The sequence below is a fragment of the Streptomyces sp. NPDC048254 genome (genome assembly GCF_043201895.1).
In the GTDB taxonomy this organism is placed as follows: Bacteria; Actinomycetota; Actinomycetes; order Streptomycetales; family Streptomycetaceae; genus Streptomyces.
This window is the reverse complement of sequence record NZ_JBICZJ010000009.1, coordinates 354,431-380,400: the sequence shown is the minus strand read 5'-3', so window position 1 is coordinate 380,400 and position 25,970 is coordinate 354,431. Positions and strand designations below refer to the sequence as shown.

General features: G+C 70.0%; 28 protein-coding genes and 2 pseudogenes. 24 read left to right on the top strand and 6 right to left on the bottom strand.

Annotation, left to right across the window (positions count from 1 at the left end):
* Nucleotides 1-235: 235 nt before the first annotated feature.
* On the top strand, nt 236-1,150 hold the full coding sequence (locus ACGFZQ_RS26385) for a winged helix-turn-helix domain-containing protein (protein ID WP_393842379.1): 915 nt from the start codon (nt 236-238) through the stop codon (nt 1,148-1,150).
* Nucleotides 1,151-1,168: 18 nt separating this feature from the next.
* Here the strand turns inward: ACGFZQ_RS26385 and ACGFZQ_RS26380 are convergent, their stop codons facing one another.
* Nucleotides 1,169-1,360, bottom strand: a complete 192-nt coding sequence (locus ACGFZQ_RS26380; RefSeq protein WP_351746974.1) for a hypothetical protein — start codon at nt 1,358-1,360, stop codon at nt 1,169-1,171.
* A 143-nt stretch (nt 1,361-1,503) separates the two neighbouring features.
* Here ACGFZQ_RS26380 and ACGFZQ_RS26375 point away from each other — a divergent pair, with 143 nt between their 5' ends.
* From ACGFZQ_RS26375 to ACGFZQ_RS26325, 11 genes and pseudogenes are all read left to right on the top strand, one after another.
* A complete protein-coding gene (locus ACGFZQ_RS26375) occupies nt 1,504-2,379 on the top strand; it encodes a winged helix-turn-helix domain-containing protein (protein WP_351746972.1) in 876 nt (291 codons plus the stop codon).
* Between the two features lie 29 nt (nt 2,380-2,408).
* The gene (locus tag ACGFZQ_RS26370; RefSeq protein ID WP_393842378.1) at nt 2,409-3,122 is read left to right on the top strand and encodes an HAD family hydrolase; all 714 of its coding nucleotides are present in this window, start codon (nt 2,409-2,411) and stop codon (nt 3,120-3,122) included.
* Between the two features lie 314 nt (nt 3,123-3,436).
* On the top strand, nt 3,437-4,303 hold the full coding sequence (locus ACGFZQ_RS26365; protein WP_393842377.1) for a winged helix-turn-helix domain-containing protein: 867 nt from the start codon (nt 3,437-3,439) through the stop codon (nt 4,301-4,303).
* Nucleotides 4,304-4,549: 246 nt separating this feature from the next.
* The gene (locus tag ACGFZQ_RS26360; RefSeq protein WP_393842376.1) at nt 4,550-6,769 is read left to right on the top strand and encodes a phosphotransferase; all 2,220 of its coding nucleotides are present in this window, start codon (nt 4,550-4,552) and stop codon (nt 6,767-6,769) included.
* 24 nt (nt 6,770-6,793) lie between these two features.
* Complete coding sequence (locus ACGFZQ_RS26355; RefSeq protein WP_393842375.1) at nt 6,794-7,408, top strand: TetR/AcrR family transcriptional regulator; 615 nt, start codon at nt 6,794-6,796, stop codon at nt 7,406-7,408.
* 40 nt (nt 7,409-7,448) lie between these two features.
* The gene (locus ACGFZQ_RS26350) at nt 7,449-9,452 is read left to right on the top strand and encodes a HelD family protein (RefSeq protein ID WP_393842374.1); all 2,004 of its coding nucleotides are present in this window, start codon (nt 7,449-7,451) and stop codon (nt 9,450-9,452) included.
* Between the two features lie 15 nt (nt 9,453-9,467).
* Nucleotides 9,468-9,944 carry an HAD domain-containing protein gene (locus tag ACGFZQ_RS26345; protein ID WP_393842373.1) on the top strand — a complete coding sequence of 159 codons (477 nt, stop codon included), beginning with the start codon at nt 9,468-9,470 and terminating at the stop codon, nt 9,942-9,944.
* Nucleotides 9,945-10,000: 56 nt separating this feature from the next.
* Nucleotides 10,001-10,565: pseudogene (locus ACGFZQ_RS26340) on the top strand (DUF6817 domain-containing protein).
* Complete coding sequence (locus tag ACGFZQ_RS26335; RefSeq protein ID WP_393842372.1) at nt 10,562-10,729, top strand: hypothetical protein; 168 nt, start codon at nt 10,562-10,564, stop codon at nt 10,727-10,729. Before ACGFZQ_RS26340 ends, ACGFZQ_RS26335 begins: the two are co-directional and overlap by 4 nt.
* Nucleotides 10,730-10,814: 85 nt before the next feature.
* Nucleotides 10,815-11,186, top strand: a complete 372-nt coding sequence (locus ACGFZQ_RS26330) for a VOC family protein (RefSeq protein WP_351746951.1) — start codon at nt 10,815-10,817, stop codon at nt 11,184-11,186.
* 77 nt (nt 11,187-11,263) lie between these two features.
* The gene (locus ACGFZQ_RS26325) at nt 11,264-11,989 is read left to right on the top strand and encodes a class I SAM-dependent methyltransferase (protein WP_393842371.1); all 726 of its coding nucleotides are present in this window, start codon (nt 11,264-11,266) and stop codon (nt 11,987-11,989) included.
* Between the two features lie 61 nt (nt 11,990-12,050).
* On the opposite strand, the gene ACGFZQ_RS26320 is transcribed toward ACGFZQ_RS26325, so the two are convergent.
* Genes ACGFZQ_RS26320 through ACGFZQ_RS26310 form a run of 3 tightly spaced genes read right to left on the bottom strand, consistent with a single transcriptional unit; the run spans nt 12,051 to nt 13,263 of the window.
* Nucleotides 12,051-12,707: a hypothetical protein gene (locus ACGFZQ_RS26320; RefSeq protein ID WP_393842370.1), complete on the bottom strand. Its 657-nt coding sequence runs from the start codon at nt 12,705-12,707 to the stop codon at nt 12,051-12,053.
* Nucleotides 12,708-12,757: 50 nt separating this feature from the next.
* Nucleotides 12,758-13,009 (bottom strand): hypothetical protein, encoded by a 252-nt coding sequence (locus ACGFZQ_RS26315; RefSeq protein WP_393842369.1) that lies wholly within the window; start codon nt 13,007-13,009, stop codon nt 12,758-12,760.
* Nucleotides 12,997-13,263, bottom strand: coding sequence for a TnsA endonuclease N-terminal domain-containing protein (locus tag ACGFZQ_RS26310; protein WP_393842368.1), 267 nt, complete (start codon nt 13,261-13,263; stop codon nt 12,997-12,999). Before ACGFZQ_RS26310 ends, ACGFZQ_RS26315 begins: the two co-directional genes overlap by 13 nt.
* A gap of 173 nt (nt 13,264-13,436) precedes the next feature.
* On the opposite strand from ACGFZQ_RS26310, the gene ACGFZQ_RS26305 reads away from it, so the two are divergent.
* The 12 genes and pseudogenes from ACGFZQ_RS26305 (at nt 13,437) to ACGFZQ_RS26250 (ending at nt 23,127) form a co-directional block, all read left to right on the top strand.
* Nucleotides 13,437-14,267 (top strand): site-specific integrase, encoded by an 831-nt coding sequence (locus ACGFZQ_RS26305; protein ID WP_393842367.1) that lies wholly within the window; start codon nt 13,437-13,439, stop codon nt 14,265-14,267.
* Nucleotides 14,268-14,312: 45 nt separating this feature from the next.
* Nucleotides 14,313-14,687, top strand: coding sequence for a tyrosine-type recombinase/integrase (locus ACGFZQ_RS26300; protein WP_393842454.1), 375 nt, complete (start codon nt 14,313-14,315; stop codon nt 14,685-14,687).
* Nucleotides 14,688-14,872: 185 nt separating this feature from the next.
* Nucleotides 14,873-16,774 (top strand): tyrosine-type recombinase/integrase, encoded by a 1,902-nt coding sequence (locus ACGFZQ_RS26295; RefSeq protein WP_393842366.1) that lies wholly within the window; start codon nt 14,873-14,875, stop codon nt 16,772-16,774.
* A 10-nt stretch (nt 16,775-16,784) separates the two neighbouring features.
* Nucleotides 16,785-17,018 carry a hypothetical protein gene (locus ACGFZQ_RS26290; protein WP_393842365.1) on the top strand — a complete coding sequence of 78 codons (234 nt, stop codon included), beginning with the start codon at nt 16,785-16,787 and terminating at the stop codon, nt 17,016-17,018.
* Nucleotides 17,019-17,088: 70 nt separating this feature from the next.
* Nucleotides 17,089-17,526 carry a hypothetical protein gene (locus ACGFZQ_RS26285; RefSeq protein WP_393842364.1) on the top strand — a complete coding sequence of 146 codons (438 nt, stop codon included), beginning with the start codon at nt 17,089-17,091 and terminating at the stop codon, nt 17,524-17,526.
* Nucleotides 17,523-18,686: an epoxide hydrolase family protein gene (locus ACGFZQ_RS26280; protein WP_393842363.1), complete on the top strand. Its 1,164-nt coding sequence runs from the start codon at nt 17,523-17,525 to the stop codon at nt 18,684-18,686. The genes ACGFZQ_RS26285 and ACGFZQ_RS26280 overlap by 4 nt, the downstream gene beginning before the upstream one ends.
* A gap of 769 nt (nt 18,687-19,455) precedes the next feature.
* A pseudogene (locus ACGFZQ_RS26275) lies at nt 19,456-20,304 on the top strand (putative RNA methyltransferase).
* A gap of 248 nt (nt 20,305-20,552) precedes the next feature.
* Nucleotides 20,553-20,774: a type II toxin-antitoxin system VapB family antitoxin gene (locus tag ACGFZQ_RS26270; RefSeq protein WP_181801051.1), complete on the top strand. Its 222-nt coding sequence runs from the start codon at nt 20,553-20,555 to the stop codon at nt 20,772-20,774.
* Nucleotides 20,771-21,190, top strand: coding sequence for a PIN domain-containing protein (locus ACGFZQ_RS26265; RefSeq protein ID WP_181801050.1), 420 nt, complete (start codon nt 20,771-20,773; stop codon nt 21,188-21,190). The genes ACGFZQ_RS26270 and ACGFZQ_RS26265 overlap by 4 nt, the downstream gene beginning before the upstream one ends.
* 243 nt (nt 21,191-21,433) lie before the next feature.
* Nucleotides 21,434-21,937, top strand: a complete 504-nt coding sequence (locus ACGFZQ_RS26260; RefSeq protein ID WP_351746945.1) for a helix-turn-helix domain-containing protein — start codon at nt 21,434-21,436, stop codon at nt 21,935-21,937.
* A 77-nt stretch (nt 21,938-22,014) separates the two neighbouring features.
* Nucleotides 22,015-22,659: a hypothetical protein gene (locus tag ACGFZQ_RS26255; RefSeq protein ID WP_393842362.1), complete on the top strand. Its 645-nt coding sequence runs from the start codon at nt 22,015-22,017 to the stop codon at nt 22,657-22,659.
* 132 nt (nt 22,660-22,791) lie between these two features.
* Nucleotides 22,792-23,127 (top strand): DUF2516 family protein, encoded by a 336-nt coding sequence (locus ACGFZQ_RS26250; RefSeq protein WP_382534890.1) that lies wholly within the window; start codon nt 22,792-22,794, stop codon nt 23,125-23,127.
* A gap of 92 nt (nt 23,128-23,219) precedes the next feature.
* Here ACGFZQ_RS26250 and ACGFZQ_RS26245 read toward each other — a convergent pair whose 3' ends face one another.
* Together ACGFZQ_RS26245 and ACGFZQ_RS26240 are read right to left on the bottom strand one after the other, a co-directional pair.
* Complete coding sequence (locus ACGFZQ_RS26245; RefSeq protein WP_393842361.1) at nt 23,220-24,551, bottom strand: PP2C family protein-serine/threonine phosphatase; 1,332 nt, start codon at nt 24,549-24,551, stop codon at nt 23,220-23,222.
* A gap of 289 nt (nt 24,552-24,840) precedes the next feature.
* The gene (locus ACGFZQ_RS26240; protein ID WP_393842360.1) at nt 24,841-25,950 is read right to left on the bottom strand and encodes a C40 family peptidase; all 1,110 of its coding nucleotides are present in this window, start codon (nt 25,948-25,950) and stop codon (nt 24,841-24,843) included.
* Nucleotides 25,951-25,970 lie beyond the last annotated feature (20 nt).

Here is a 25,970-nt window from a genome sequence, read left to right as displayed (position 1 = left end):
GTGTTCAGTTGTGACTGTGCTCAGGTGCTGTGCACTGGTCGTGCGCCTCGGCGGCCGCCCTGATTGACCGGGCTCCCGGCTCCCCTCCGGAAGGGAACCCTGTCGGCCAACCACCGAGGAAGTATGACCATGTTGCAGAAGTTGGTGGCCAACTTCACTGTACTTATCTCCACTTGGAAGCGACTCATAACCACCTTCCCGGGAACTGCCGAAAGATGGCGGGAAGTTGTACTGTTTGTCCGTGGACCCGGAACGCGCCTCCGCCAGTGGGCGGGAGAGGCCACAGCGGCCTCTGGCGTCACACCGAACGGTGGCCGACGCGCTGCGCACCCAGATCAGGTCGGGGGTGCTGCGGCCGGGCCAGCGCATGCCCACCCAGGCCAAGCTGGCCGACGAGTTCGGCGTCGAGCGCGGGGCCGTACGGCAGGCGCTGCGCATCCTCCAGTCGGAGCATCTGCTCACCAACGCGTCGAAGGGCGCGCCGGCGACCGTCGCCCCTGATCCGGGGCCGATCCGGCTGGCCGTGGGCCCGGAGGCGGCGCCGCAGCCCACCATGGTGGCCCTCGCCTCCCGGATAGAGGCGGCCTTCGCGGCCCCGCAGGTGCGGATCGACGCGCTCTGCCTCACCTCGGTCTCCCTCAACCTCGCGCTCGGCGAGCCGCTGCGCCTCATCCACGCGGGGCGCCTGAAACCGGCCAAGATCGACGTCCGGGTGCTGCTGCCGAGCCGGAACATCGACCTCGCGTTCCCGACGGCGCTGGACGCCTCGGACGAGGAGGCGGTGCACAACCGCTGGCTGGCCCAGCGCAACGCCCAGGGCCAGGTGCTCCAGCACAACCTGCAGGCGCTGCGCGCGACGCACGGCATCGACGTCCAGGTCACCTTCCGGGCCCTGCCGTTCACCCCGCCGGTCAAGCTGTACCTGCTCAACGGGGCGGAGGCGCTGTTCGCGTACTACACGCTGGGGCGCCACGAGCGGGAGATCGGCCACGAGCACCTGCAGACGTACGACGCCGAGGGCACGCGGTCGATGCTCTTCGCGTTCGAGCAGGGCGCCGGGCTGCGGGACACCGCGTTCGTGGACCAGTCCACGCGCTGGTTCGACGCCCTGTGGGAGACGATCAGTTCGGATCTGCAGCTGACGGCCTAGTCCGCGCCGGGCCGGTCCTCACAGTGCGGGACCGGTGAGCAGCAGGGCGAGCAGGACCGCGCCGACGGAGCTGACCGCCGGACTCTTGGCCTTGATCCCCACGGTGAGCAACAGCAGACCGATAATGCCAGTGGCACCGTACTTCGACTGGACCATCTGTTCGAAGCCGAAGACGAAGGCGGCGGAGAGAAGTGCGAGGGCGGCAGGCATGGCGGTTCCCCCATCGTCGGGAAGCAAAGCTTCCACCAACTCGACCAAGTTGGTAACCAACTATGCTTAAGTTGTCCCCAGTTGGTTGGGACTTATAAACAACTTTCAAACAACTCCCGCCAAATAAATCAAAGTTGTAGCGTTTGGTCGTGACTCAGGAGAACGTGGCAGTGAACGGCGCAAGCAGACTCACTCCCCAGGAGATCGCCGACGCCCTGCGCAAGCGCATCCGCAGCGGTGACCTCAAGGCGGGCGACCGGCTGCCCACACAGGCCGAGTTGGCCGACGAGTTCGGCGTGGAGCGGGGCACCGTGCGCCAGGCCCTGCGGGTACTGCAGGACGACGGTCTCCTCACCAACGTCACCAAGGGCAGCCCACCGCGGATCGCCGTACCCGGCCCGCGGCCCCATGACGAGCCCCAGCCGACGATGGTCGGCCTCGGCCCCCGCATGACGGAGGCGTTCGCCGCCCCGCACGTCCGCATCGACGCCGCCTGCCTCACCGCCCAGAGCCTGCTGCCGGCCCTCGGCGAACCCCTGCGCCTGATCCACGAGGGCCGGATCCGCCCCGACCGCATCGACGTCCGCGTGCTGCTCCCCGGCCGCGACATCAACCTTGCCTTCCCGGTCCCGGTCGAGGGCGACGACGACGCCGTGCACAGCCGCTGGCTGGGCATGCGCAACGCCCAGGGCCAGGTCCTCCAGTACAACCTCCAGTCCCTGCGTTCCACCCACCAGATCGAGGTCAACGTCACCTTCCGGGCCCTGCCGTTCACCCCGCCGGCCAAGCTGTATCTGCTCAACGGCGTGGAGGCGTTGTTCGGGTACTACATGGTCATGCGCCGCGAGGAGCTCACCGACAGCGGAACGCTGGACATGTACGACGCCGTCGGCTCCGAGTCGCTGCTCTTCTCCTTCGAGAAGCGGGCAGGTCACCGGGATGCCGCGTTCGTGGAGCAATCGCAGAAGTGGTTCGACGCCCTCTGGGAAACCATCACCACGGACCTGACACTCTCCTAGTGACTCCTGATACGACGCAGACTGAACCAGTGACGGAAGAGACGGCGCGCGAGACCGAGCAGCTGCGAGAACTGATCACGCGTGCCCAAGTGGTCCTGTGGGACTTCGACGGGCCGATCTGCCGGCTGTTCGCCGGCCATTCGGCGGACCGGGTGGCCGCGGACCTGGTGCGCTGGCTGGAGGGCCGCGGCCTGCGGGGCCTGGTCACCGGCACCGAGCGGGACTCCCTCGACCCGCACCTCGTGCTGCGCGCGGTGGACCGCCGGCGCCGTGGCAGTGACCTGGTCGCCGAGTTGGAGGAACGTCTCACCAACGAGGAGCTGCGGGCCACGTCGACCGCGATGCCCACCGCGTACGCGGACGTCCTCATACAGACCTGGCGGGCGCACGGCGCCCGGATGGCGATCACCACCAACAACTCCCCGCGGGTGGTCCGGGCCTACCTGGAGGAGCGCGAGCTCATCTCCTGCTTCCACCCGCACCTCTACGGCCGCACCGAGGAACTCCAGCACCTCAAGCCCGACCCGCACTGCCTCAACCGCGCCCTCAACGCGATGGGCGCCGCCCCCGGCGCGGCCCTGATGATCGGCGACTCCCCCTCGGATCTCGAGGCGGCCCGGAGGGCCGGGGTGCCGTTCCTGGGCTACGCGCGTAACGAACGGAAAGCCAAGCTTTTGACCGAGGCCGGGGCGGAGTGCGTCGTGGGCTCGCTGGAGCCTCTGCTGGCGATGCTGCGGGACTAGCCGCAAGTTCGCGCGCCCGCCGGCGCCTGCGGACCCATGCCGTCAGGGACACCAGTAAACCCGTTGCCCAGAACACCAGTTGCATCAGGTCGTCGACCTGTACGCCGATCCCGAACACCTGGATGGCCATGGCTTTCCACCCCCCTTTGACCCCGCAGCTGTCCGTCAACCTCTCAAGTTCCGCAGTTGACTGAGAAGTTGACTGCCTACCGCAGGAATGCCCAGGCAACTAGATCCAGTAACCGGCAAGTTGACTGGCAAGTTGCATGACTGGAAGTTGTTTGCCGGGGACCCGCACGAGGTACGTACGGCATGTGACCAACCGGACGAAAGACGGCGGCGCGTTCCAGCGGGTCTCGGAGGAGCTCCGGGTCCGGCTCTCCGACGGCGGCTACCCGCTGAACTCCTTCCTGCCGTCCCAGGAGACGCTCGCGCAGGAGTTCGGCGTCTCCCGCGACACCGTCCAGCGGGCCCTGCGCGAGCTGGGCAGCGAGGGGTGGATCGAGGGCGGCCGGGGCAAGCGCTCCAGGGTCGTCATGCGGCAGCACATACAGTCCTCGGCACCCCGGGCCAGCCGGTCCCGGCACCACCCGATGACGCTGGGGCCGCTGATCGGCGAGGCCTTCGAACGGGACGACGTCACCCTGGACATCTCCACCCTGACCTCGGAGAGCCTGGACGCCCACATCCGTATCCAGGCCGAGCGGATCCGGGCGGGCGACATCTCGCCCCGGCGGATCCACCTGCGGATGCTGCTTCCGGCCGAGACCCAGAACATGCCGTACCCCCGGGCGAGGGACAACAAGGACGACCCGCGGCTGCCGGCGCGGCTGCGCGCCATCACCGAGGCCCACACCGCGTCCCTGCGCACGGTCCTCGACCAGCTGCACACCGAGAACCTGGTGCCGGACGTGCGGCTGGAGGTCCGCCGCACCGAGCTCACCCCGACCTTCAAGCTGTACGTCATCAACCACGACGAGGTGCTGCACGGCTTCTACGAGCCGATCCTGCGCACGGTGATCCTGACGGACGGCACGGAAGTGGAGGCCGTGGACGTCCTGGGCTTCGGCGCCACCCTCACCCACCATGTCGGCGACTCGGACCCCAAGTCACCCGGTTCGGTCTTCGTCGCCAACACGACCAGGTGGTTCAACGCGGTGTGGGACCTGCTCACGGTCTGACCCGGCCCGCCGTGCGCTACCATGCGGCCAACCGTCTGAGCAACAACTCGGGTTCACGCGTATGAGTGCGTGTGTCAGGCACGGCGAAAGCACCGGCCTGGGCCGACCGAGGACCGGCAGACGAGTGCCCACCACCACCCGACGGGGTCACTCGGCCAGGCCTCCAGTCGTGTCGCGCGTTGTCTGGCATTACCGTTTCCCTGCCCAATTCCTCGCGATCTCGCGCGCACGACCCCGGAGCGGCCAGTGGGTGTACCGCCTGTCCCCCCTGACGTCGTGAACGGGGGAGACAACGGCAGACCGCCGCCCGTCGACGAGTACGACGCGTTCCTGCGGGACGCCGCGACCCGGGGGCTCGCCAGCAGCGGCTTCCACAACCAGAACTACGTCCTGCCGCTGACCGAGCCGATGGCCCGGCACCTGGGCCGCGAGCCCGGCACCGCCGTGACCGTCCGGGTCCGCAGGTCCGACGCGCTGCCCGTGGTGATCAGGACCTGGCAGAACGAGGCCGCGATCCTGCGGGCGATCCAGGGCGTGCTGCCCAACGTGCCGGCGTGCCTTTTCGAGGGGAATCGCTTCACCATCCACAGCTATGTGGAAGGAGTGCCGCTCTCCGCCGTCTGCCCGAACGACAAGCCGGTCGATCACCTGCTGCTGAAGGACCTGGTGGAGCTGTTCGCCCAGATGACGCAGGTCCGCGGTAGCGCGCTGCCGTCGCTGCCGTCGATCTGGCCCCGGAACCACGTGGACAGCCAGGGCTTCCTGCGGACCCTGGCCCGGATGGCCGACATCCAGATCCGCGAGGCCAACTGGCCCGCGTTCGGCGGCTTGTTCGCGGCCCTGGGCATCCCCGAGGACGCCCTGCTCCGGTTCGCCGACCGGGTGCCCTGGATGGCCCGGCGTCCCTACAGCCTGCTCCACGCCGACCTGCACCGCGACAACCTGATCATGTCCTACGACGGCCCCGCGCCCCTCATCTGCGTCGACTGGGAGCTGGCGAGCTACGGCGACCCCCTGCACGACCTCGCCACCCACCTGGTCCGGATGCGGTACCCGGAGCACCAGTGGGACGAGGCCGTCGACGCGTGGGCGGCGGCCATGCAGGCGGTGCGGCCCGCCGCCGTGCACGGGACGGCCAAGGACCTGCGGCACTACGTGGACTTCGAGCGGGCGCAGTCCGTCTACCCCGACGTGATGCGGGCCGCGCAGTCCCTGGAGGAGTCCCTCGACCAGAAGAGCCTGGACCGGGCGACGGCGGCCGTCCGCCGCGCGCTGACGGCGGGCGCCGAGCCGCTGCGGCTGCGCACGGTGCCCGGCGACCGGGAGATCGAGCGGATCCTCGCCCGCTGGGCGACGTCCCCGGCCGTCGACGGCACCCGGCGCGGCCGGATCACCGGTGTCATCGAGTGGAAGCCGGACCGGCGGGTCCCGGAGCACCCCGACTTTCCGTATCACGCGGTGTCCTCGGCCCTGCTTCTCGAAGGAGCGGCGACGGCCCGCCAGGTGTTCAAGGGCACCGCGCACCTCAACTCGGTGATCCGGGTGCCGGGCATCGAACGTCCCGTGGTGGTCCGCCGCAAGGTGCCCCACGTGCTGCGCCGTGAGCGCAGCTACCTCAGCGAGCACGCGGTGCTGCGGGCGATCGAGCGTTCCCGCGCGCGGGTGGCCGCACCCCGGGTCCTGGCCCTCGGGGAGAGTCACTCGCACTACCTCTTCGCGCACTCCAGGGACCGCTTCGCCATCCACACCTACGAGGGCCCGGCCGACATCGACCGCAGACCCGACCACCCCGTGCACGGCCTGCGCCCGCACGAGGCCGACCGGCTCGTCGACCAGCTGGCCGCGCTCACCGAGGTCGACTACACCGAGGTCGACCCGGTCGCGAGCCAGCCGTACTTCTACGAGTGGCTCAGCGACCAGCTCTTCGCCCTCGTCGCCGGCCTCCCCAAGGAGTCCCAGCAGCTGGCCCGCTTCCTCGGCCTGCCCGACGCCGCCCGGCTGCGCGAGATCCTCGCCCGGCACCGGCTCAGCTCCCGCGCCCCCGCTCTCCTGCACGGCGACCTCAACCCCTGGAACCTGGTGCGCCGCGACGACCCGCTCGCGCTGACCATCATCGACTGGGAGATGGCCCTGGTCGGCGACCCGCTCTACGACCTGGTCCGGCACATGCATCTGACCCCGACCCGGCCGGAGATCCGCGACCGGATGTTCCGCCGCTGGGAGCGCCTGCTGCCGGAGAGGTTCACCGTGGACTGGCAGCGGGACTGGCGGGTGTACCGGTGGACCGAGATCGTCCGCTCGGCCTACGTCGACCTGGACCGCCTGGTCACCGGGGCGGGTCTGGACGCGCCGAACGTGCGCCGCGCGGTGGACACGTACACCATGACCCTGGCCGCGGCCACCGCCTCCCTGGGCCTCACGGTCCCCTACCGGGCCAACCCCTACCTCACCCGCGCCCTCGCCTGACGCCCGCTGCGTAGGCTCGGTCCCATGGGTGAGACGGGCCTGCGCGCGCGCAAGAAGCGGCGGATGTACGAGGACGTGTCGGACATCGCCGTACGGCTGTTCCTGGCGAAGGGGTTCGACGCGGTGCCGGTCGCCGAGGTGGCCGCCGCGGCCGGTATCTCCAAGCCGACGCTGTTCCGGTACTTCCCGGTCAAGGAGGACCTGGTGCTGCACCGGATCGCCGACCACGAGACGGAGGCCGCGCGGCTGGTCGCCGGGGCGGAGTCGCCCGTCGGCGTACTGCGGCAGCGCTTCCTCGACGGCCTCCGGCGCAACGACCCGATCACCGGGCTCAACGACCACCCGCAGGTCCTCGCCTTCCACACCCTCCTCAACAGCACGGCCACCCTGGTCGCCCGCCAGCACACCTATCTGGAGCGGTCCGAGGCCGCGCTCGCCGAGGCCCTCGGCGGCACCCTGGACGCCCGGCTGGCCGCCGGCCAGATCATCGCCGTGCAGCGGATCCTCGCGCAGGACAACTGGCGGCGGATCGTGGCGGGGGAGGGGGTGGAGGAGGTACGGGAGGACGCGGTGCGGGCGGCGGAGCGGGCCTTCGAGCGGCTGGAGCGGGCCCTGCCGGAGCTCGCGAGTCCCGGTTAAAAATTTAACCGGGTTACGTTTTCTCGTCTACGCTGTTCCCATGCAGCAGGAACTCGACCGCGAACGCGCCCACCACGACACCTGCCGGGCCGCCCTCGCCCGCATGGTCGAAGGCGCCGCCGAGCACGTCGTCACCGGCGCGGACGTCTCCGCCTCCGGCGCCGACGCCGAGGTCCTCGGCCACCGGCTGCGCAGCCGGGCCAAGGAGATGCGCGAGCTGCCCCAGGGCCCGCTGTTCTTCGGCAAGCTGGACTTCGAGTCCGGCGAACACGCCGGGCAGAGCTACCGCATCGGCCGGCTGCGGATCAGCGAGGAGCCGACCGCCCCGCCCCTGGTCGTCGACTGGCGGGCGCCCGTCTCCCGCGCCTTCTACCAGGCCGGACCCGACGAACCGCAGGGCGTCGCGGTACGGCGCCGGTTCGGCTGGGCGCCGGGCAGCCGCGGCGACTCCGCCGACCTCACCGGATGGGAGGACGAGCGGCTGACCGCGGGCGAGTCCGGCCCCGGCACGCTCCTCGCCCAGGAGATCGAACGGCCCCGTGTCGGCCCCATGCGGGACATCGCCGCCACCATCCAGCCCGACCAGGACGACCTGGTCCGCGCCGACCTCGCCGCCTCCGTCTGTGTCCAGGGCGCCCCGGGCACCGGCAAGACCGCCGTCGGCCTGCACCGCGCCGCCTACCTGCTCTACACCCACCCCCAGCGCATCCGCCGCTCGGGCCTGCTGATCATCGGCCCCAACCGCACCTTCCTCTCCTACATCTCCGAGGTCCTGCCGGCCCTGGGCGAGACCGGCGTACGCCAGACCACCCTCCCCGACGAGATCGCCCGCCACCCGGCCACCGGCACCGACTCCGCCCGGACCGCCGCGCTCAAGCACGACCCCCGGATGGCCGAGGTCCTGCGCCGCGCCCTGTACGCCCACGTGTCCGCCGAGGCCGTCCACCCGCTCTCCCTCTCCGACGGCACCTACACCTGGCGGGTGTCCGCCGCCGCGCTGACGGAGATCGTCGCGGCGGTACGGCGCGAGGAGCCGCCGTACGCCGTCGGACGCGAGCGGGTGCGGGGGCGGGCGATGCGGGCCGTACAGCTCCAGGCGGAACGGCGGGCGGGGCCGCAGCCGGCCGCCTGGACCCGCCGCCTCGAACGGTCGCGGGCGATGAGCGCCTGCCTCGACACCGTCTGGCCGAAGGTGCGCCCGGAGGAGGTGCTGGCCGCACTCCTCACCGACGCCGAGGTGCTGGCGCGGGCGGCCGAGGGGCTCCTCGACCCCTCCGAACAACAGACCCTGCGCTGGCCCCGGCCGCCGCGCTCCCACAAGTCCGCCCGCTGGTCACCCGCCGACCTGGTGCTCCTCGACGAGATCGCCGGGCTGGTCGAACACCCCGAGGGCTACGGCCACATCGTCGTCGACGAGGCCCAGGACCTCTCTCCCATGGAGTGCCGGGCGATCGCCCGCCGGGCCGTCTTCGGCTCGCTCACCGTCCTCGGCGACCTGGCCCAGGCCACCACGCCCTGGTCCGCGCGGAGCTGGGACACCGTACTGCGCCACCTGGGCAAACCGGACGCGACGGTCGTCCCGCTCACCACCGGGTTCCGGGTCCCCGCCGCGGTCGTGGACCTGACGAACCGGCTGCTCGCGCACCTGGACACGGACGTGCCCCCGGCCCGTTCCTACCGCGCGGACGGAGAGCTGACCCTCCGGCCGACCCGGGACGTGCCGGCCGCCACGGTCGCCGCGGTACGCGAGGCCCTGGCCCGCGAGGGGTCGGTGGGCGTCGTGGCGGCAGACGCGCAGGTGGCGGACGTACGCGCCGCGCTCACCGCCGCGGGCATCGACCCGGCGGAGGCGGACCGGCTGGGCGCCAGGGTGGCCGTGGTCCCGGCGAGCCTGGTCAAGGGACTGGAGTACGACCACGTGGTCGCGGTGGAACCGGCGGCGGTGGCGGAGGCCGAGGAACGCGGGCTGCACCGGCTGTACGTGGTGCTGAGCCGGGCGGTGTCGAGGCTGGACGTGGTGCACGCGAGGCCGCTGCCGTTCTGAGCGATCCTGTCCCCGATGCTTCTCTTCCTGGACATCGACGGTCCCCTCATCCCCTTCGGCGCCCCGGCGGGCCACACCTACCCGGTCTACGAGACCGCGCACGCCGCCCCCGCCAACCCCCTGCTCACCCGCATCGACCCGGCACTGGGCCCGCGCCTCGCCGCACTCGGCTGCCAACTCGTCTGGGCCACCACCTGGATGGACGACGCCAACACCACCGTCGCCCCCTGGCTGGGCCTGCCCCCACTGCCCGTCGTGCGGTGGCCGGACGAGGACGAGCCGCCCGCCCTGCTGCACTGGAAGACGCGGCCGCTGGTGGAGTGGGCGGGGGAGCGGCCGTTCATCTGGATCGACGACGAGATCACCGAGGCCGACCGCGCCTGGGTCGCCACCCACCATCCCGGCCCGGCCCTGCTCCACCGGGTCGCCCACGAGTTCGGCCTGACGGACGCGGACTTCAGGGCCGTGGAAGCCTGGCTGACGGGCCGCTGAGGGCACGCTGAGGACCGGGGCAGGGGCACGGGTGCCGGCCCCCCTGCCGGGGAAGGATCCCGGCCGTGCCCGATCTCCCTGTCGCCGCCTCCGCCCAGGCCGTCGCCCTGCTGCGCGATCTCGGTGCCGCCGGGATCACCCACCCCGGAGGGACCCTCCTCGCGCACCTCCAGCGCGTCGAGGAGCAACTCGCCGTATGGGGGTGCCCGGCCCGCCCTCCGGCTCGCGGGCCTCTGCCACGCGTTCTACGGCACCGACGGCTTCCCCACCGCGCTGTTGCCCCTGAGCCGCCGTGCCGAACTCGTCGCGGTGATCGGCGCGGAGGCCGAAGCCCTGGTGTACCGCTACGGCTCGTGCGACCGGAAGGCCACCTATCCGGCGCTCGCGCAGGCCGACGCCGCCGTCCACGACCGGTTCACCGGCCGCGCCCGCGTCCCCGGCATCCAGGCGTGCCGGGACTTCGCCGAACTGACGGCCGCCAACGAACTCGACCTCGCCGTCATCGACCCGTCCTTCCGCGAGCGGTGGGGCGCCGGTCTGCTCGCCCTCTTCACCCGCTTCCGCCCCCTGCTGAGCCGACCGGCCTGGGAGTCCTGCCGGAGCGTGCTGGGGGAGAGGTGAGCGCGGGGCCCCTGGAGTGGATCGGGGTCCCCGTCTTCGCGACCCTTCACGGTTACGCCGACCTGGCCGCGACCGGCATGCTCGCTCCGCAGATCGCGGAACGGGGGCTGGACGAGGTGATCGCGTTCATCCTGCGGGGCTGCGCACCGGACCCGCGGCCCTGACCGCTGCCGTCTTATTCCGGATGGCCGCAGGCGGCCGCCCTAGGCTGCTCCTCGCAGATCTCCACTGGCCGGCCCGGAGGTGCCCATGTCCCTGCAGATGAAGCTGGTTGCGATAACGCTCGACTGCCCCGACCCGACGGCTCTGGCGGCGTTCTACCAGCAGGCCACCGGTCTTGAACCGCACCCGAAGTCCGACGCCGAATTCGCGGGCCTCAACGGCGAGCACGGCCTCTTCATCGGTTTTCAGCGGGTCGACGACTACCGGGCGCCACGCTGGCCCGAGCAGACCGTTCCCCAGCAACTGCACCTGTGCTTCGACGTCGTGGACCTGGACGAAGCCGAGACCCGGCTGCTCGCGCTGGGCGCGGGCAAGCCGGACCACCAGCCGCACGAGGCAGCCAGGGCCCGCGTCCTCACCGACCCGGCCGGCCACCCCTTCTGCATCTGCCTGGGCTGACCGGGCGTCCTGCCCCACCGCCGGCTGCCGCGGAAATCGACTGGTGGGCAACTCGGCCTCCCCGTACGTTCGGCCGCATGGCTGACGAGTGCTTCGGGCATCCACGGCTCGCCGCGATCTATGACCCGCTCGACCCCGATCGCCGCGATCTCGACGCGTACGTCCGGATGGCGGAGGAGTTCGGGGCACGTCAGGTGCTGGACATCGGCTGCGGGACAGGTGTGTTCGCGCTTCTGCTGGCCGATCGCGGGGTCGAGGTGGTCGGCGTCGATCCCGCCGTGGCGTCCGTCGACGTGGCGCGCGGCAAACCGGGCAGCGAGCGCGTGCGCTGGATCTGTGGGGATGCGACGACACTCCCGCCGCTGCGGGTCGACCTGGTGACCATGACGGCGAACGTCGCCCAGGCCATCGTCGATCCGCGGACGTGGCGGAAGACCCTGCGAGGAGCATACGAAGCACTGCGACCCGGCGGGCATCTGGTCTTCGAGACCCGGGACCCGGCCGGGCGCGCCTGGGAGGAGTGGAACCGTGAGGCTTCGTACACGGTGACGGAGATCCCGGACGTCGGCGCCGTCGCGAGCTGGGTGCGGTTGACCGAGGTGAGCGAGCCGCTGGTGACGTTCCGCTGGACGTATGTGTTCGGCGCGGACGGGCAGGTGCTCACCTCGGACTCCACGTTGCGTTTCCGTGGGCGGCAGGAGGTCGAGGCCGAGCTGACCGCGCAGGGATACGTGGTCGAAGACGTACGCGACGCCCCTGACAGGCCGGGCAGGGAGTTCGTCTTCGTCGCGCGTCGTCCGTAGGGCACTCGGGTGTCCGTTCCCAAATGATCTGAATGGGCGAGGTTCTCTGAGCTGGGCGTTGTCAGTTCTGCTGGGACAGCTCCGAAGCTGACCGGCCCAGCGGATCTGAACGGTGATGAGCCTGCTTGCCCGGTCCGTGCCGTTCCGCCAGCAGCGCCTCCACCCGCCGACGCAGCCGGCCGCGGGTGCCAGTGGACTCGTTCGTCGTCGCGGCCAGGATCTCCGTGATGGCGGACACGACCCGGTCATCGGCTCGTCCCGTCGGTGAGGAGAGACGAGTCGCACGGTGATCGACCAGGCCCCACAGCCCCTGCTCGCGGTAGCGCCTGCGCATCCGCTGAACGGTCCCCACACTGGCCTGCCAGCCGATAGCCCGCAGTTCCGCCGCCTTGGCCGCCACCCGCTCCTCCACCGTGTGGCGGGCCGGGTCGTATTCCGGACGAGGCAGGGCCGTGGGATCAGCATCCAGCGGCCTGCCGAACTCCACCTCGGTCACATGCCGTTCCCAGGCCACCGCCTTCTCGGCTTCCCGTTCCGGCACGATGTCCAACAGGGCGAACGGCGGCATGCGGCCCTGATCGGCACCCTGGCCGATGAGCTCAAAGCCCTCCGAGACCAGTAGATGCGACAGGAACACCAGACTCGCCGACCCGGCTTCGTCGAGGAGCCGCACTGTCGTCCCGGACAGGCCCACGACCGTGTGCAGCCGGTCGTCCATGCGCACCTGATCCCCGACCCTCAACGCTCCCCGTGCCCCTGGGGGCCCGCTCACCGAGCCTCCGCCCGTGACACCAGCGTGGCATCCGACAGGGGCCGCGACAGGTCAGCTGTCAGTCGTCCCAGCCAGAGCAGGTGGAACACCGTCGGCAACACCGCGATCGGATCACCGAGCAGCGCAGCCTGTGCCACCAGCGGCGACGGCATCGAGAACAGGGCCAGCGACCGGGCCGCGAGCCCGTCATCGGCCCCGTGCCGTGGATGCCGGTATCCCGCCAGCCGGCGGACGTTCACCATCCGCACCGGATCCACCTCGCCGACGACGCGATATCCCACCCCACTGCCTCACAAGCCGCCCGCGCCGCTGCGAACTTGGCCGCCGACCGTGCGTCGATCCGGTCCAGGGGGCGGCAATCCACCACCAGCCCCCGCCCGTCCTCGAACCGAGCGAAGTAGTCCGGAGCGTGCGAGACCCGCTTGCCCCGCTCGTCCTCCCAGAACAGCCACAACGGCTGCGACAGCAGCCCCGTCACCTGCGGCGTGAAGTCGAGCAGCATCGCGTGTCCTGTTGACCGAACTAACCGAGGTCACGGCCCTCTGCTCACCGTGCCGTGAAGTAGCAGACGGTAGCCACTCCCTCTGTCACCCGTCTCCAGAGCGTCCTCGATCAAGTTCCGACTTGTGCTGAGATCCCGGGTCGTCAGCGTTCGCGACGTACCTGGGGGCAGAGGTGGCAGACGGGCAGGTCCGGAACATCCAGGCGTTGGTCGTGCCGCGGGTCGGCAAGGTCAAGCAGATCTTGGGCGACCCGATCCCGTACCGGCTGTTCGACGCCTGCGGGAGTGAAGTGCTGGCGGTGACCGAGTTCCTGCGAGATCTCACAGCGTCCGACTGTTCGCCGGCGACCCTGCGGTCGTACGCCTACGAACTCCTCGGCTGGTTCCGGTTCTTGCAGGCCGTGGCGGTTTCGTGGGATCGGGCATCGCGAGCCGAGGCGCGCGACTACGCGCTCTGGCTGGCCCGCGCGTCCAAGACGCCCCGGCCCCGGCGCCAGGACAGCCCGCCGCCCGGGGCGGTCAACCCGGTCACCGGCAAAAGGCATCCAGCGGAGTCCTACGCGGTGGCGACCCGTCGGCATGCCCGCGCGGTGATCCACGGCTTCTACGAGTATCACCGCGCGGAACACGGACACCCGCTGGTCAACCCGTTCCCGGCTGGCCGCGGCGCCTCGGACGCGTACGTCATCGCGCATCACAACCCGCTGCAGCCCTGGCGGCGGCCCGGACGGCCGGCGCCCTACCAGCCCAAGGCACCCAAGCGGGTTCCCCGCGCGATCCCGGATGAGTGCTTCAACGAACTGTTCGCCGCGCTGTCATGCCACCGCGACCGGGCCCTGCTGGCCTTCTGGATCTCCACCGGAGCCCGGGCCGAAGAGCTCCTTGGCGCGGTCCGCGGCAGAGTCGACCCGGCTGACCAGCTCATCGGCGTGATCCGCAAAGGAAGCCGTGCTCTGCAGATGCTGCCCGCCTCCGCCGATGCGTTCGTCTGGCTACGGCTCTAACAACACAGCCTTCCTGACGACGTTCCCAAAGGGCCGGACGATCCGCTGTGGTGGACGCAACGGCGCCCGCGCCGTCCCTTGTCCTATGACGCCGCCCGGATGATGTTCACCCGGGCCCAGCAGACCCTCGACTCCAACTGGTCCCTGCACGACCTTCGCCACAGCGCGGCATATCGCATGGTCAACGACCCGCACATGACCTTGGTCGACGTCCAATGGGTCCTCGGACACGCTCATTTGTCCACGACGGAGCTATATCTGACACCCAACCCCGACCACGTGGTCGAACGTCTCCTCGCTCACCACGCGCGGCAGAGCGAAGCGGCAGCGGCCCCTCCACGGCCGGCGCCGGGATACCGCCCCGAAGTGCTGCAGGCCCTCTTTGGCACCCTGCCGCCGAGTGAGGAGACGACCTCGTGACCACAGACGTCGCACACACGGTCCTTCCCACAGCCCGGCACGACGCGCCCGCCCGCGTCCCGCAGCAGTACCCTCCTCGGCCTCAGCCACAGACCTGGGCAGAGACAGAGCAGTCCCGTGAGGAGCTCCTCGAGCGCCTGACGAAGCCACCGTTCCGACCGGACGGTGCCGACATCCGGCGGGCCATGCGCCGCGGGCTCACCGCGCTATTGCACTGGCTCGGTGAACACCCCGGACAGACCTGGCAGGACCGCTGGCTGGCCAGTGGCGCCGAGACGGCAGGGGCAGCCTGGACGGATCTCGTCGTGCAAAGCGTCCCGGCTCTCGCCGACCGTCCGCCGAAGCACGTCCGCGCTGATCTGCTCGCGGCGATGCGGTTGCTGCTCACCGGTAAGGTGCTCCGCCCCGGCTACCGGTGGCTGCTGCGCTACCGGCCCAGCGTGCTCCTCGAAGAAGCCCGCAGCCGGCTGGACTCCGCCGGCGTCGCCCGGCTGCTCGCCCATTGCGAAGCGACCGGCCGCCGCAATCCCCTCGACCGCAAGGAGGCCCTCAACCGGATCACCTGGATCTTGCTGAACAAGGGCGGGCGGATCAGCGACATCACCGTCGGCGACTGCATCGAGCTCAACACCGCGTTGTGCCAATACCAGTGCAGTGGATCCAACAACCGGCCGCTCTTCTATGCCCTGCTGGCCGAGACGTGGGTTCTGCCCGCCAGTTCGCCGCCCCGCCTCCGAGCCACCCAGATGCCCGGGCAGCGCACTCCCGCCGAACTCGTCGACAAGTACGCACTGCAGAACCCCTCGGTGCGGGAACTGTTCGTGTCGTACTTGTCCGAACGGGCCGCCGAGCTCGACCACGCCTCCCTCGTGCACATGGCTCACGCCCTCTGCGGCCTGTTCTGGCGGGACCTGGAACAGCACCAACCCGGAATCGACTCCCTGCACCTGGAGACTTCGGTCACCACAGCCTGGAAGGAACGCCTCAAGCACCTCCGCGACCAGGACGGGCGGCCCACTGGTGACCGGGTCACGGCCCGCAGCCAGCTGCTGATCATCCGGGCGTTCTATCTCGACATCGCCCGCTGGGCTGCCGAGGACCCGTCCCGATGGGCGGCCTGGGCCGCACCGTGCCCCATCAAGGCCAGCGAATGCTCCCTACACAAGGAGCGCAAGCACCGCAAGGCCGCCATGGACCAACGCACCCGCGCCCGCCTCCCCGTGCTTCCGGCACTGATCCGTACAGCCGAACGCGAACGCAAGGAGACCCGCGCCCGCCTCGATGCCGCGCTCGCGGCCTCCCCCGGGAAGGTGTTTGCCGCCCAAGGCGAGAAGTTTCTCCGCAGACGGGCCGCAGCGGGAAGGATCTACGTCACCGACCTCGCGATCGAACGGCGCCGTGACCTCACCTTCGAAGAGGAACGCGCCTTCTGGGGCTGGGCCACCATCGAAGTGCTCCGCCACACCGGCATCCGCATCGAGGAACTCACCGAGCTGTCCCACCACAGCTTCATCGCCTACAAGCTGCCCAGCACCGGCGAGGTCGTCCCGATGCTGCAGATCGTCCCGTCCAAGACCGACGCCGAGCGGCTGCTGCTGGTCTCACCCGAACTCGGCGAAGTCCTCGCCGAGGTCATCCACCGCGTCCGCGGCGGCCGAGCCACCCTGCCCCTGGTGGCCGCCTACGATCCCTACGACCGCAGCTGGAGTCCGCCGATGCCCTTCCTGTTCCAGCGGCCTCGCGGCCCTGAACACCGGGCACTCTCCTACGGCACCATCCGCCGGTTCCTCAACCACACCCTTGCCGTCTCGGGTCTGACAGACGCCACGAACCGCCCACTGCAGTTCACCCCGCACGACTTCCGCAGGCTATTCGCGACAGACGCCCTGCGCTCGGGACTCCCGCCCCACATCGCCGCCAAAATCCTCGGCCATCTCGATCATCGCCCGCCGTCGCACTCTCCGCCCCGGCGAGGAATATCGCGACCTCACCGCCGAAGAGTGGGACCAGTTCCTTCACCACTTCGAGCTCCGCAAGGTCGCACTCGGCGTCTGCACCAGGGACTTCGGCAGCCCATGCGTCCATGAGCACAGCTGCGTGCGATGTCCGCTGCTCCGTCCCGACCCCCTCCAGGAACCCAGGCTCCTGGAGATCCGCGACAACCTGCGGGCCCGGATCGCCGAGGCCCGCCACGAGGGCTGGCTCGGCGAGATCGCCGGCCTGGAGGCCACCCTCGACGCCGCCGAGCAGAAGCTCCAGACCATGCAAAAGCTCAGCACACGGGCCGAACCGACCCGCCTTGGCATGCCTGGCTTGCCCCAAAGGAGCTGACCCCGGGACACCACTCCAAACAGCGTCAGGGCACCTTGACGTCAAGGTGCCCTGACGAAATACTCGGGCCGTGCCTACCCTCAACGAGCTTGAACACCAGTTCACGCTGGTGACCGCGGTCGTGCGTTATGACGTACTACGGACTCGCGACGCTCTGGCGCCGCCGACGGATGAGGACGATTCCGCGCTCTCGCCGCCCGCCCCCGGCACAGAGCCTCTTACGCAGGGCGAGGCGCTGGAGCTTCTCGCACTGGGTGAGGTGATCGCGCGCAAGGCGAGCTATGGACGTCAGCTCTCGGTGCGCTCCGCCCGCAGAGTCGGCGCCTCGTGGTCGCAGATCGGTGCGGCCCTGGGCACCAGCAAGCAGGCGGCCTGGGAAGCCCACAACCGCTGGATCGACGAACAGGCCGAGCAGCCCCAGCACCCCGGCCACTGGGGCTGGGACGAGAGCGACCTGGCTGCCGCACGCGCACTCGCAGGCGAACCCGAAGACGAGGACACCGAATGAACGAGCACACAGCAACCGCCGTCCGCTCCTTCACCCTCGACATCCCCCAGACAGATCTGGACGACCTGGCCATCCGCCTCGCCGCCACCCGGTGGCCCGACGAGTTAAGCGATGTCGGCTGGTCCCACGGCGTGCCGATGGCCTACCTCAAAGAGCTGACCGCCTACTGGCACACCACCTACGACTGGCGGGAACACGAAGCACATCTCAACCGGCTGCCCCAATTCACCACCACAATCGACGGCGCCAACATCCACTTCCTGCACATCCGCTCCGCCCAGCCCGACGCTCTGCCCATCCTGATCACCCACGGCTGGCCCGGATCCATCATCGAATTCCTCGACACCATCGGCCCACTGACCGACCCTGGCTCCCACGGCGGCGACCCAACCGACGCCTTCCACCTGGTAATTCCCTCCATCCCGGGATACGGGCTGTCCGGGCCGACCCACGACCGCGGCTGGGACATCCACCGCGTCGCCAAGGCATGGGCCGAGCTGATGCGACGCCTGGGATACCCCCGCTACGGCGCCCAAGGTGGCGACTGGGGGCACGCGATCACCCGGGAACTGGCCGCCATCGACACCGACCACGTCATCGCGATCCACCTCAACACCCTGCTCACACCACCCCCCACCGACCCGGCCGAGGCAGCCGAACTCACCGACGACGACCGCGCCCGGCTCGACCGGCTGACCAGCGCCGAACCCGAGATGTCGGGCTACGCAAAAATCCAAGGCACCCGCCCCCAGACGCTGGCCTACGCACTCACCGACTCCCCGGTCGGACAACTCGCCTGGATCGTGGAGAAGTTCAAGGAGTGGACGGACAGCACCGAGGCACCCGAGGACGCGGTCTCCCGCGACCGACTCCTGACCAACGTGATGCTCTACTGGCTCACCGCGACCGCAGGATCTTCCGCCCGCCACTACTGGGAAGCATTGCACCCCTCCCACCCACCACGCACCGAGCCGCTGGACACACCCACCGGCGTGGCGGTCTTCGCCGCCGACCTGGCCCGTCCCGTCCGACAACTCGCCGAACGGGAGCACAACATCGTCCACTGGTCGGAGTTCGACCGCGGCGGCCACTTCGCCGCGATGGAAGAACCCGACCTCTTCATCGACGACCTCCGGACGTTCTTCCGCGACTTCCGCTGAACTGCCTCAAGGACCAACCGGGCACCGGCCCCTTCACAACGGCGCCCCGCCGGGACGACACGCCCAAACTCGCGGTGCTACAAGATTCTTCCCAATCACAGTCTGTGAGCGTGCAAGACACACAGGGCACCAGCAAGATCAGTTCGGTTAAGATCCCGCTCCAGCAGGACTCGAACCCCACGTGCCCACCAGTCGTCGACGACCAGTACAACCCCGGGAAATGCCGTTGCCCGCGATATGACGGGAAGTCGCGGACCGGCCGCCCGGCCTCGAACGGCACCGAGACCGCATCCGCCAACGACAGCCGATATTCACCCTGGTCGTCCCGCCAGCCGACCTCGAAGCCGTCTACTTGTGACGGCTTCGTCCCCTCCAACGCACCCAGCCCCATGTATGTCACTTTGCAGACCTGCAGGGACTGGGCAGCTTGAATGGGACCAAACCCCTCGTCCGGCTGATTACCCAGTCCGGCGCGAACCCCCGGCGCTGGGCCGTGTCTTAACTGCTCAGGCGAGGCAAGGGGCTTTCAGTGAGCCTCGTAAGGTGTAGGCATGTGGACCCAGCACACCCAGGCTCTGTGATCACGAGGCATTGAGGGCGATGCCGTAGGGCGTCGCCCTCCTTGGCGTGCCTGCTACGTGATCCCTCTTCCTTGCGCCGCCCGCACCGAGGCGGCGGGATGCCCCGGGCCTTGTTCTTCTTACGACGGCGGCCTCTGAGAGCGCGTACAGGCACGGTCCCTTTCCTTCACCGTTGCCGGGAGTGCCTTGTGCCTGCGTTGCTTCCCCCTGCCCTCGAACCGTTCCTCGACTCGCTGCGCTGCCCGGTGTGCCGCGCCAGTCTCCGATCCGACGGTGGCTCACTGCGCTGCCCGTCAGGCCACACCTTCGACATCGCCCGTCAGGGCTACGTCAGCCTCTTGACGGGCGCCCGCGCCACCAGCGGTGACGACACATCCATGGTTCAGGCCCGAAATCAGTTCTTGTCCACCGGCAGGTACGCCCCTATTCGACAGACCCTGGCCGGTATGACAGCCGACGTCCTGCCTGGGCAAGGCACGGTCGTGGACATCGGATGCGGCACCGGCTACTACCTGGCCGGCGTCCTCGATCAACTGCCCCGCGCCCGCGGCCTGGGGCTGGACGCGTCAGTACGCGCCCTGCGCTCGGCAGCCCGAGCCCATCCACGAGCTGCTGCGGCAAGCTGGGATGTCTTCCGCCCATTCCCCATGGTTGACTAGGCGGTCGACGTACTGCTGGACGTGTTCGCCCCGCGCAACCCGGCCGAGTTCCACCGAGTACTCCGTCCGACCGGCCGGTTGATCGTGGTGCGCCCCATCGAGCGGCATCTGGCCGAGCTGCGGGGCCAAGTCCCCGCAATGGTCACGATCGACCCGGACAAGGAACAGCGCCTGCAACAGACATTGGGCCCCTACTTCCAGGCCGCCGGTACCCAGCACGTCGAATACACCGCACCCCTGACCAGGCAAGAAGCCATCGACCTGGTGGGGATGACACCGAGCGCACGCCACGTGACCCACGCGGACGTGAGCGATCACGGTCCCCTACCTGGCCAGGTCACCGTCTCCGTCCTGGCCACCTCCTACCAGCCTCGGTGACCACGAGCGGCGGACACGCCTACTGACCGACGAACCATTGAGCGCTTGTCGCCCCACCCTTTTTGGCAACTCTGGGAGGGTGGGGCGTCCGAATGAAGGTATGCAGTCCGCCCGTGGCGAAGCCGCGACCTTGTCTGTCGGCGTTCAGCGAACCACGACAGGAGGTCTGGGGGCGGAACGCGCCGGTGACAGACGTGCACCCCGCGGATACATATACTGGATATTGTCCTTGAATAGAGGAGTCCAGTATGAGCGTGACGACGATCGACCTTGATGACGATGCGCTGGAGAAGGCCATGCGTGTCGCCGGTGGTGGCACCAAGAAAGATGTGGTCAATGCCGCCCTTCGCGAGTACGCCGAACGCCATGAGCGGGCCGCGCTCGTAGCCAAGCACTTCCACGCCGCCCAGCAGTGGGACTACGAGGGCTGGCAGCAGCGCCGCGTCGAGGACAAGCAGGGTGGCGCGTGATCCACTACCTGCTCGACTCCTCGGGTCTGTGGCGCCTCCTGCGCGAGGAGCAGCTGAGGGACGCGTGGCTGGAGACCACCACCCTCCGGGCCATCGGGTCGTGCGCTCCCCAGCGGGCCGAGTTCCGGCGCTCAGCGCGTAACGCGGTGGAGTACGAGGCCATGGGGGAAATGTTCATGGATCTGTACCCGGACGTACCTCTCCCGAAGAGGTTGTGGGACTGGATTGAAACAGCCCAGTACGCGCTCGCGGAGAAGGGGGCGCTCGGTGCGGCCGGGCCGCTCGACCTGATGATCTGCGCGACCGCCGTGCATCATGGACTGGTTGTACTGCACGACGACGCTGATTTCGTCACCGTGGCCCGCTTCCTGCCCGACGTCAGCGAGCGGAATGTGCGCAACGCTCCAGGCCTCTAGCACCCTTGGCCGTCGTGGACACGCGAGTACACCGGAGCCCCGCCTTCATCACGCACCCGGCCGAGCCGACAGCGGGGTACGCCGTGGAAGACGTGGGCGACGCTCCTGACAGGCCGGGCACGGAGTTCGTCTTCGTCGCGCGTCGTCCGTAGGGGGGCGTGACTCGGCCGTTCGGATATGGCGCGACACACTTTTGCAAGCGGGTGCTTGCAATTGTTAGCGAGGGTGAGGCAGGGTGGGGGTATGGCATCGCTCAACGTCGGCAATCTCGGTGAGTATCTGCGCGAACAGCGGCGCAACGCGCAACTGTCGCTCAGGCAGCTCGCCGACGCCGCCGGGGTGTCCAATCCGTACCTGAGCCAGATCGAGCGCGGGCTGCGCAAGCCGAGCGCGGAGGTACTCCAGCAGGTCGCGAAAGCCCTGCGGATCTCCGCCGAGACGCTGTACGTCCGCGCCGGCATCCTCGACGCCGAGCGGGATCTGAACGAGGTGGAGACCCGTGCGGTCATCCTCGCCGACCCCACCCTCGACGAGCGGCAGAAGCAGGTGCTGCTTCAGATCTACGAGTCGTTCCGGAAAGAGAACGGCTTCGGGTCGGGCGAGGAGCGCGCGAGTGCCGCCGGCAGCGAGGCCGACGGCGTGCGGGGCGACGGCAGCGAAGCCGGCAGTGACATCGGCGGTGACGCCGACAGCGACACCGGCAGTGATGCCGGCAGCGAGACCGATCCACGGCGGACGGCCGGATGAGCCGGCCAAGCGCGCCGACCGCCGCGCCGCGGACCACAAAACCCTCAGCCGAACCTGAATCCGGGAGGACCATCACCATGGCCATCACCGACGACCTGCGCAAGACCCTCAGCGACCCGACTCCGCTCTACTTCGCCGCCGGCACCGCCGACCTCGCCCTCCAGCAGGCCAAGAAGGTCCCCGGCCTGGTCGAGCAGCTGCGCGCCGAGGCCCCGGCCCGCATCGAGGCCGTCCGCAACGCCGACCCGAAGGCCGTGCAGGAGAAGGCCGCCACCCGCGCCAAGGAGGCCGGTGCCAAGGCCAAGGAGGCGCAGGCCAGCCTCCAGGCCAGGGTCAACGACTTCATCGTCTCCCTCGACGGAGACCTCAAGAAGCTCGGCGAGTCCGCCCAGGACTTCGCGCTGCGCCAGGTCGGCGTGGCCGCCGAGTACGCCGTCAAGGCCCGCGAGACCTACGAGAAGGTCGCCGAGCACGGTGAGCAGGCCGTGAAGACCTGGCGCGGCGAGGCCGCCGACGAGATCGAGGACCTGGCCATCGCCGTCGAGGGCAAGCCCGAGCCGGTCGAGGTCAAGGCCGACGAGAAGAAGGCGGAGCAGCCGAAGGCCGCCGTGGCCAAGCCGGCCGCGGTGAAGAAGGCCCCGACGGTCACCGCCAACGCCAAGAAGGCCCCGGCGCCCCGCAAGGCCACCCCGGCCAGGAAGACCACCCCGCCGGCCAAGTAACCGGCAGGACGACGGGACGCACGGGCCGGGCACTCCTCGGGTGTCCGGCCCGTTATCGGTGTAGCGGCAACGGCCCAGCGGGTACGGTTGCCGGGTAGGAACAAGCCGAAACGGGTGGTGGACGTTGTGCTGATGCAGGGCTTCTCAAGTTTTCTGGGGCTGCTCTACCTCGCCATGCTGGTCCTCGCCGTGGTGGCGCTGGTCATGGCCGCGCTCTTCCGGGACGACGCGTACCGGGCCGCCAGCAAGCAGAACAAGGGCTTCTGGCTGATCATCCTCGGCATCACGGTCGCGGTGAACCTCCTGGTGCCCATGCTCTTCCTCCAGCTGGCGGGCCTGGTCGCCACGATCGTCTTCTTCGTCGACGTCCGCCCGGCCCTCAGGCAGGTCTCCGGCGGCGGCTTCGGCCGCCGAGGCGGCGGCAGCAGCAGCGACGGCCCGTACGGCCCGTACAACGGCGGCCGGTAACCCCGCGGGGCGCGCCCGCTGAGACACGCCCACTGGACGCGCCCCAAAGGCATACGGCACCCCCCAACGGCCCCCCCACGGCGAGCAGCCGATCAGGCCTGCCGATCCAGCAGCACCAGGGCGACGTCGTCGGTCAACTCGCCGCCGTTCATCTCCCGCACCTCGTTCACCGCCGCGCGCAGCAACGCCTCCCCGCTGAGCCCCTCGCCCAGCTGCCGGCGCACCATCTCGACCATCCCCTCCTGACCGAGCCGCTCCCCGCCCGAGCCCACGCGGCCCTCGATCAGCCCGTCGGTGTAGAGCATCAGGCTCCACTCGGCGCCCAGCTCCACCTGCATCCGCGGCCACCGAGCCCCCCGCAGCAGCCCCAGCGCCGGTCCGTTGTTGTCGTACGGCAGCAGCTCCGCCGGCCGCCCGGGCCGGGCGATCAGCGGTGCCGGATGGCCGGCCAGGCACAGCCCGGCCCGGCGCCCGTCCGGCGCTATGTCGACCGTGCAGAGCGTCGCGAAGATCTCCTCGTCGGAGCGCTCGTGCTCCAGCACCTCCTGGAGCGTGCCCAGCAGCTCGTCGCCGCACAGCCCCGCCAGGGTCAGCGCCCGCCAGGCGATCCGCAGCTCCACACCGAGCGCGGCCTCGTCCGGGCCGTGCCCGCAGACGTCACCGATCATCGCGTGCACGGTCCCGTCGGGCGTGCGCACGGTGTCGTAGAAGTCACCGCCGAGCAGCGCGCGCGAGCGGCCGGGGCGGTAGCGGGCCGCGAAACGCAGCGAGGAGCCGTCCAGGAGCGGCGTGGGCAGCAGGCCCCGCTCCAGGCGGCGGTTCTCCTGCGCCCGCATCCGCCCCTCAGCGAGCTTGCGCTCGACCGTGAGGGAACGTTTGCGCTCGACGGCGTACCGGATGGCGCGGCTCAGCAGCCGGCCGTCCAGTTCGTCCCGGAAGAGGTAGTCCTGCGCGCCGACGCGCACGGCCTCGGTGCCGCGTTCGGCGTCACCGGAGGCGGTGAGGGCGAGCACGGCGTGCCGGGGCGCGAGCTGGAGCACGTGCCGGAGCACGGCGAGCTCGTCGGTGTCGGCGCCGTCGCCGGTGGCGGCGCTCGCGCGGCCCGGCGCCGGCAGCGCCAGGTCCAGCAGGATGCAGTGGACGTCGTCGGTCAGCAGCCGCTCGGCCTCGGTGAGGTTGCGGGCGGTACGGACGCGGATCGAGTTGCCGGACGCGTCCCGCAACTCGGGCAGCACCGGCGAACCGGCCGGATCGTCCTCGATCAGCAGCAGGGTGAGAGTGGTGCCGCCGCTGTTCGGGGCGACGGCTTCCGTGCGGTTGGCCTCTTCCTTGAGGGGGCCGCCGCCCTGCGCGGGTATGGCGACCGGCGCCTGACCACTCTCCACGGCCGGGATCGCTCTCTGCCGCGGTACGGGTACGGGCATCGTGTTGGGTTCCTTCCCTCCCCCCGAGGGCATGGCGGGGCGAGGGACCTCGACCCACCCGACGGGGACCATAGCGGTACTGGCCACCGCAACGGAATGGTGTGAGCCGCGTCGCTCTGTCTCAAGCCTTTGGCATATGCCGCGTGCCGTAACGCAGTTGGACAAGAAGGCCCCCAGGCGGGGATGACGAAGGTCACGTGGTGCCCGGGTTTCAAAGGGTGTTGGCGTGCGCTGGGTCACATGGCGCAGCTCACGAAAGGGGCATCACGCCCAAAGTGCCTTGCGGTGCTCAGGCGTCCGGCCGTACCACCCCGAGGATCGGCATCGTCCCGGCGCCGCCGACCGACACGGTCCGCCCCGGGCGCGGGGCCTGGATGATCGCGCCGTCGCCGACGTACATCGCGACATGGCTGGCGTCGTCGAAGTAGATGATCAGGTCGCCGGGGCGCATGTCCTTGACGTCGACGTGCTTGAGCTGCTTCCACTGCTCCTGCGAGGTGCGCGGGATCGGCTGCCCGGCGCTCGCCCAGGCCTGCGAGGTCAGTCCGGAGCAGTCGTACGAGTCCGGGCCCTCCGCGCCCCATACGTAGGGCTTGCCGATCTGGGCGGTGGCGAACGCGACCGCCTTCCTGCCCGCCGCGGACGCCTTGCTGTGGACCTCGTCGAGTATCCCGGTGTCCAGCCAGGCGGTCTGCGCCTTGTAGGCGGCCTCCCGCTCCAGCTCGGCGAGCCGCGTCTTCTGCTTCTTCTCCAGTGTCGACTGGAGTTTCTCGGCGGCGGCGATCCGCTGCGTGATCTTCTTCTTCGCGGCGGCCTTCGCCTTGCGCCCCGCCTCCAGCCTGTTCCACTGGCCGGCCGCGTCCGCCGCGTACTGCTTCAAGTCCTGCTGGGTCTGGGTCAGTTCCGTGATCAGGCCCTTGGTGGCGCGCTCGCCCTGGAGCACCCGTCCGGCCCCGTCCAGGAACTGCGAGGGGTTGTCGCTCAGCAGTAGTTTGGCGCTGTCGGGCAGCCCGCCGGTGCGGTACTGGGCGGCCGCCGCCCGGCCCGCCCGCGCCTTCAACCCGTCGAGCTTCTGCTGCCCCTTGACGATCTTCCTGGCCAGGTCGACGATCTCGGCGGACTGCTTCTCGGCGGCCTCTTCGGCGGCGTTGTACGCGTCGGTGGCGATGGCCGCGTCGTGGTAGAGATCGTCCAGTTTCTCCCGTACGGCCTCAAGGTCCTTGTCGGGCGGGAGAGTCACGGAGGCGCTGGGGGAACCGCTCGGGGAGGGGGTGGGGCTCGGTGCCGCGAACGCCGTGCCGGGTGCGGCCAGTACGGTCACCGCGCAGACCACGGTCACGGCCGCTGCCAGGATCCCGCGACGCCCGCCCGCCCGGACGCGGTACTTGTCCGGTCCCATGACCCGACCCCCCAAACCTG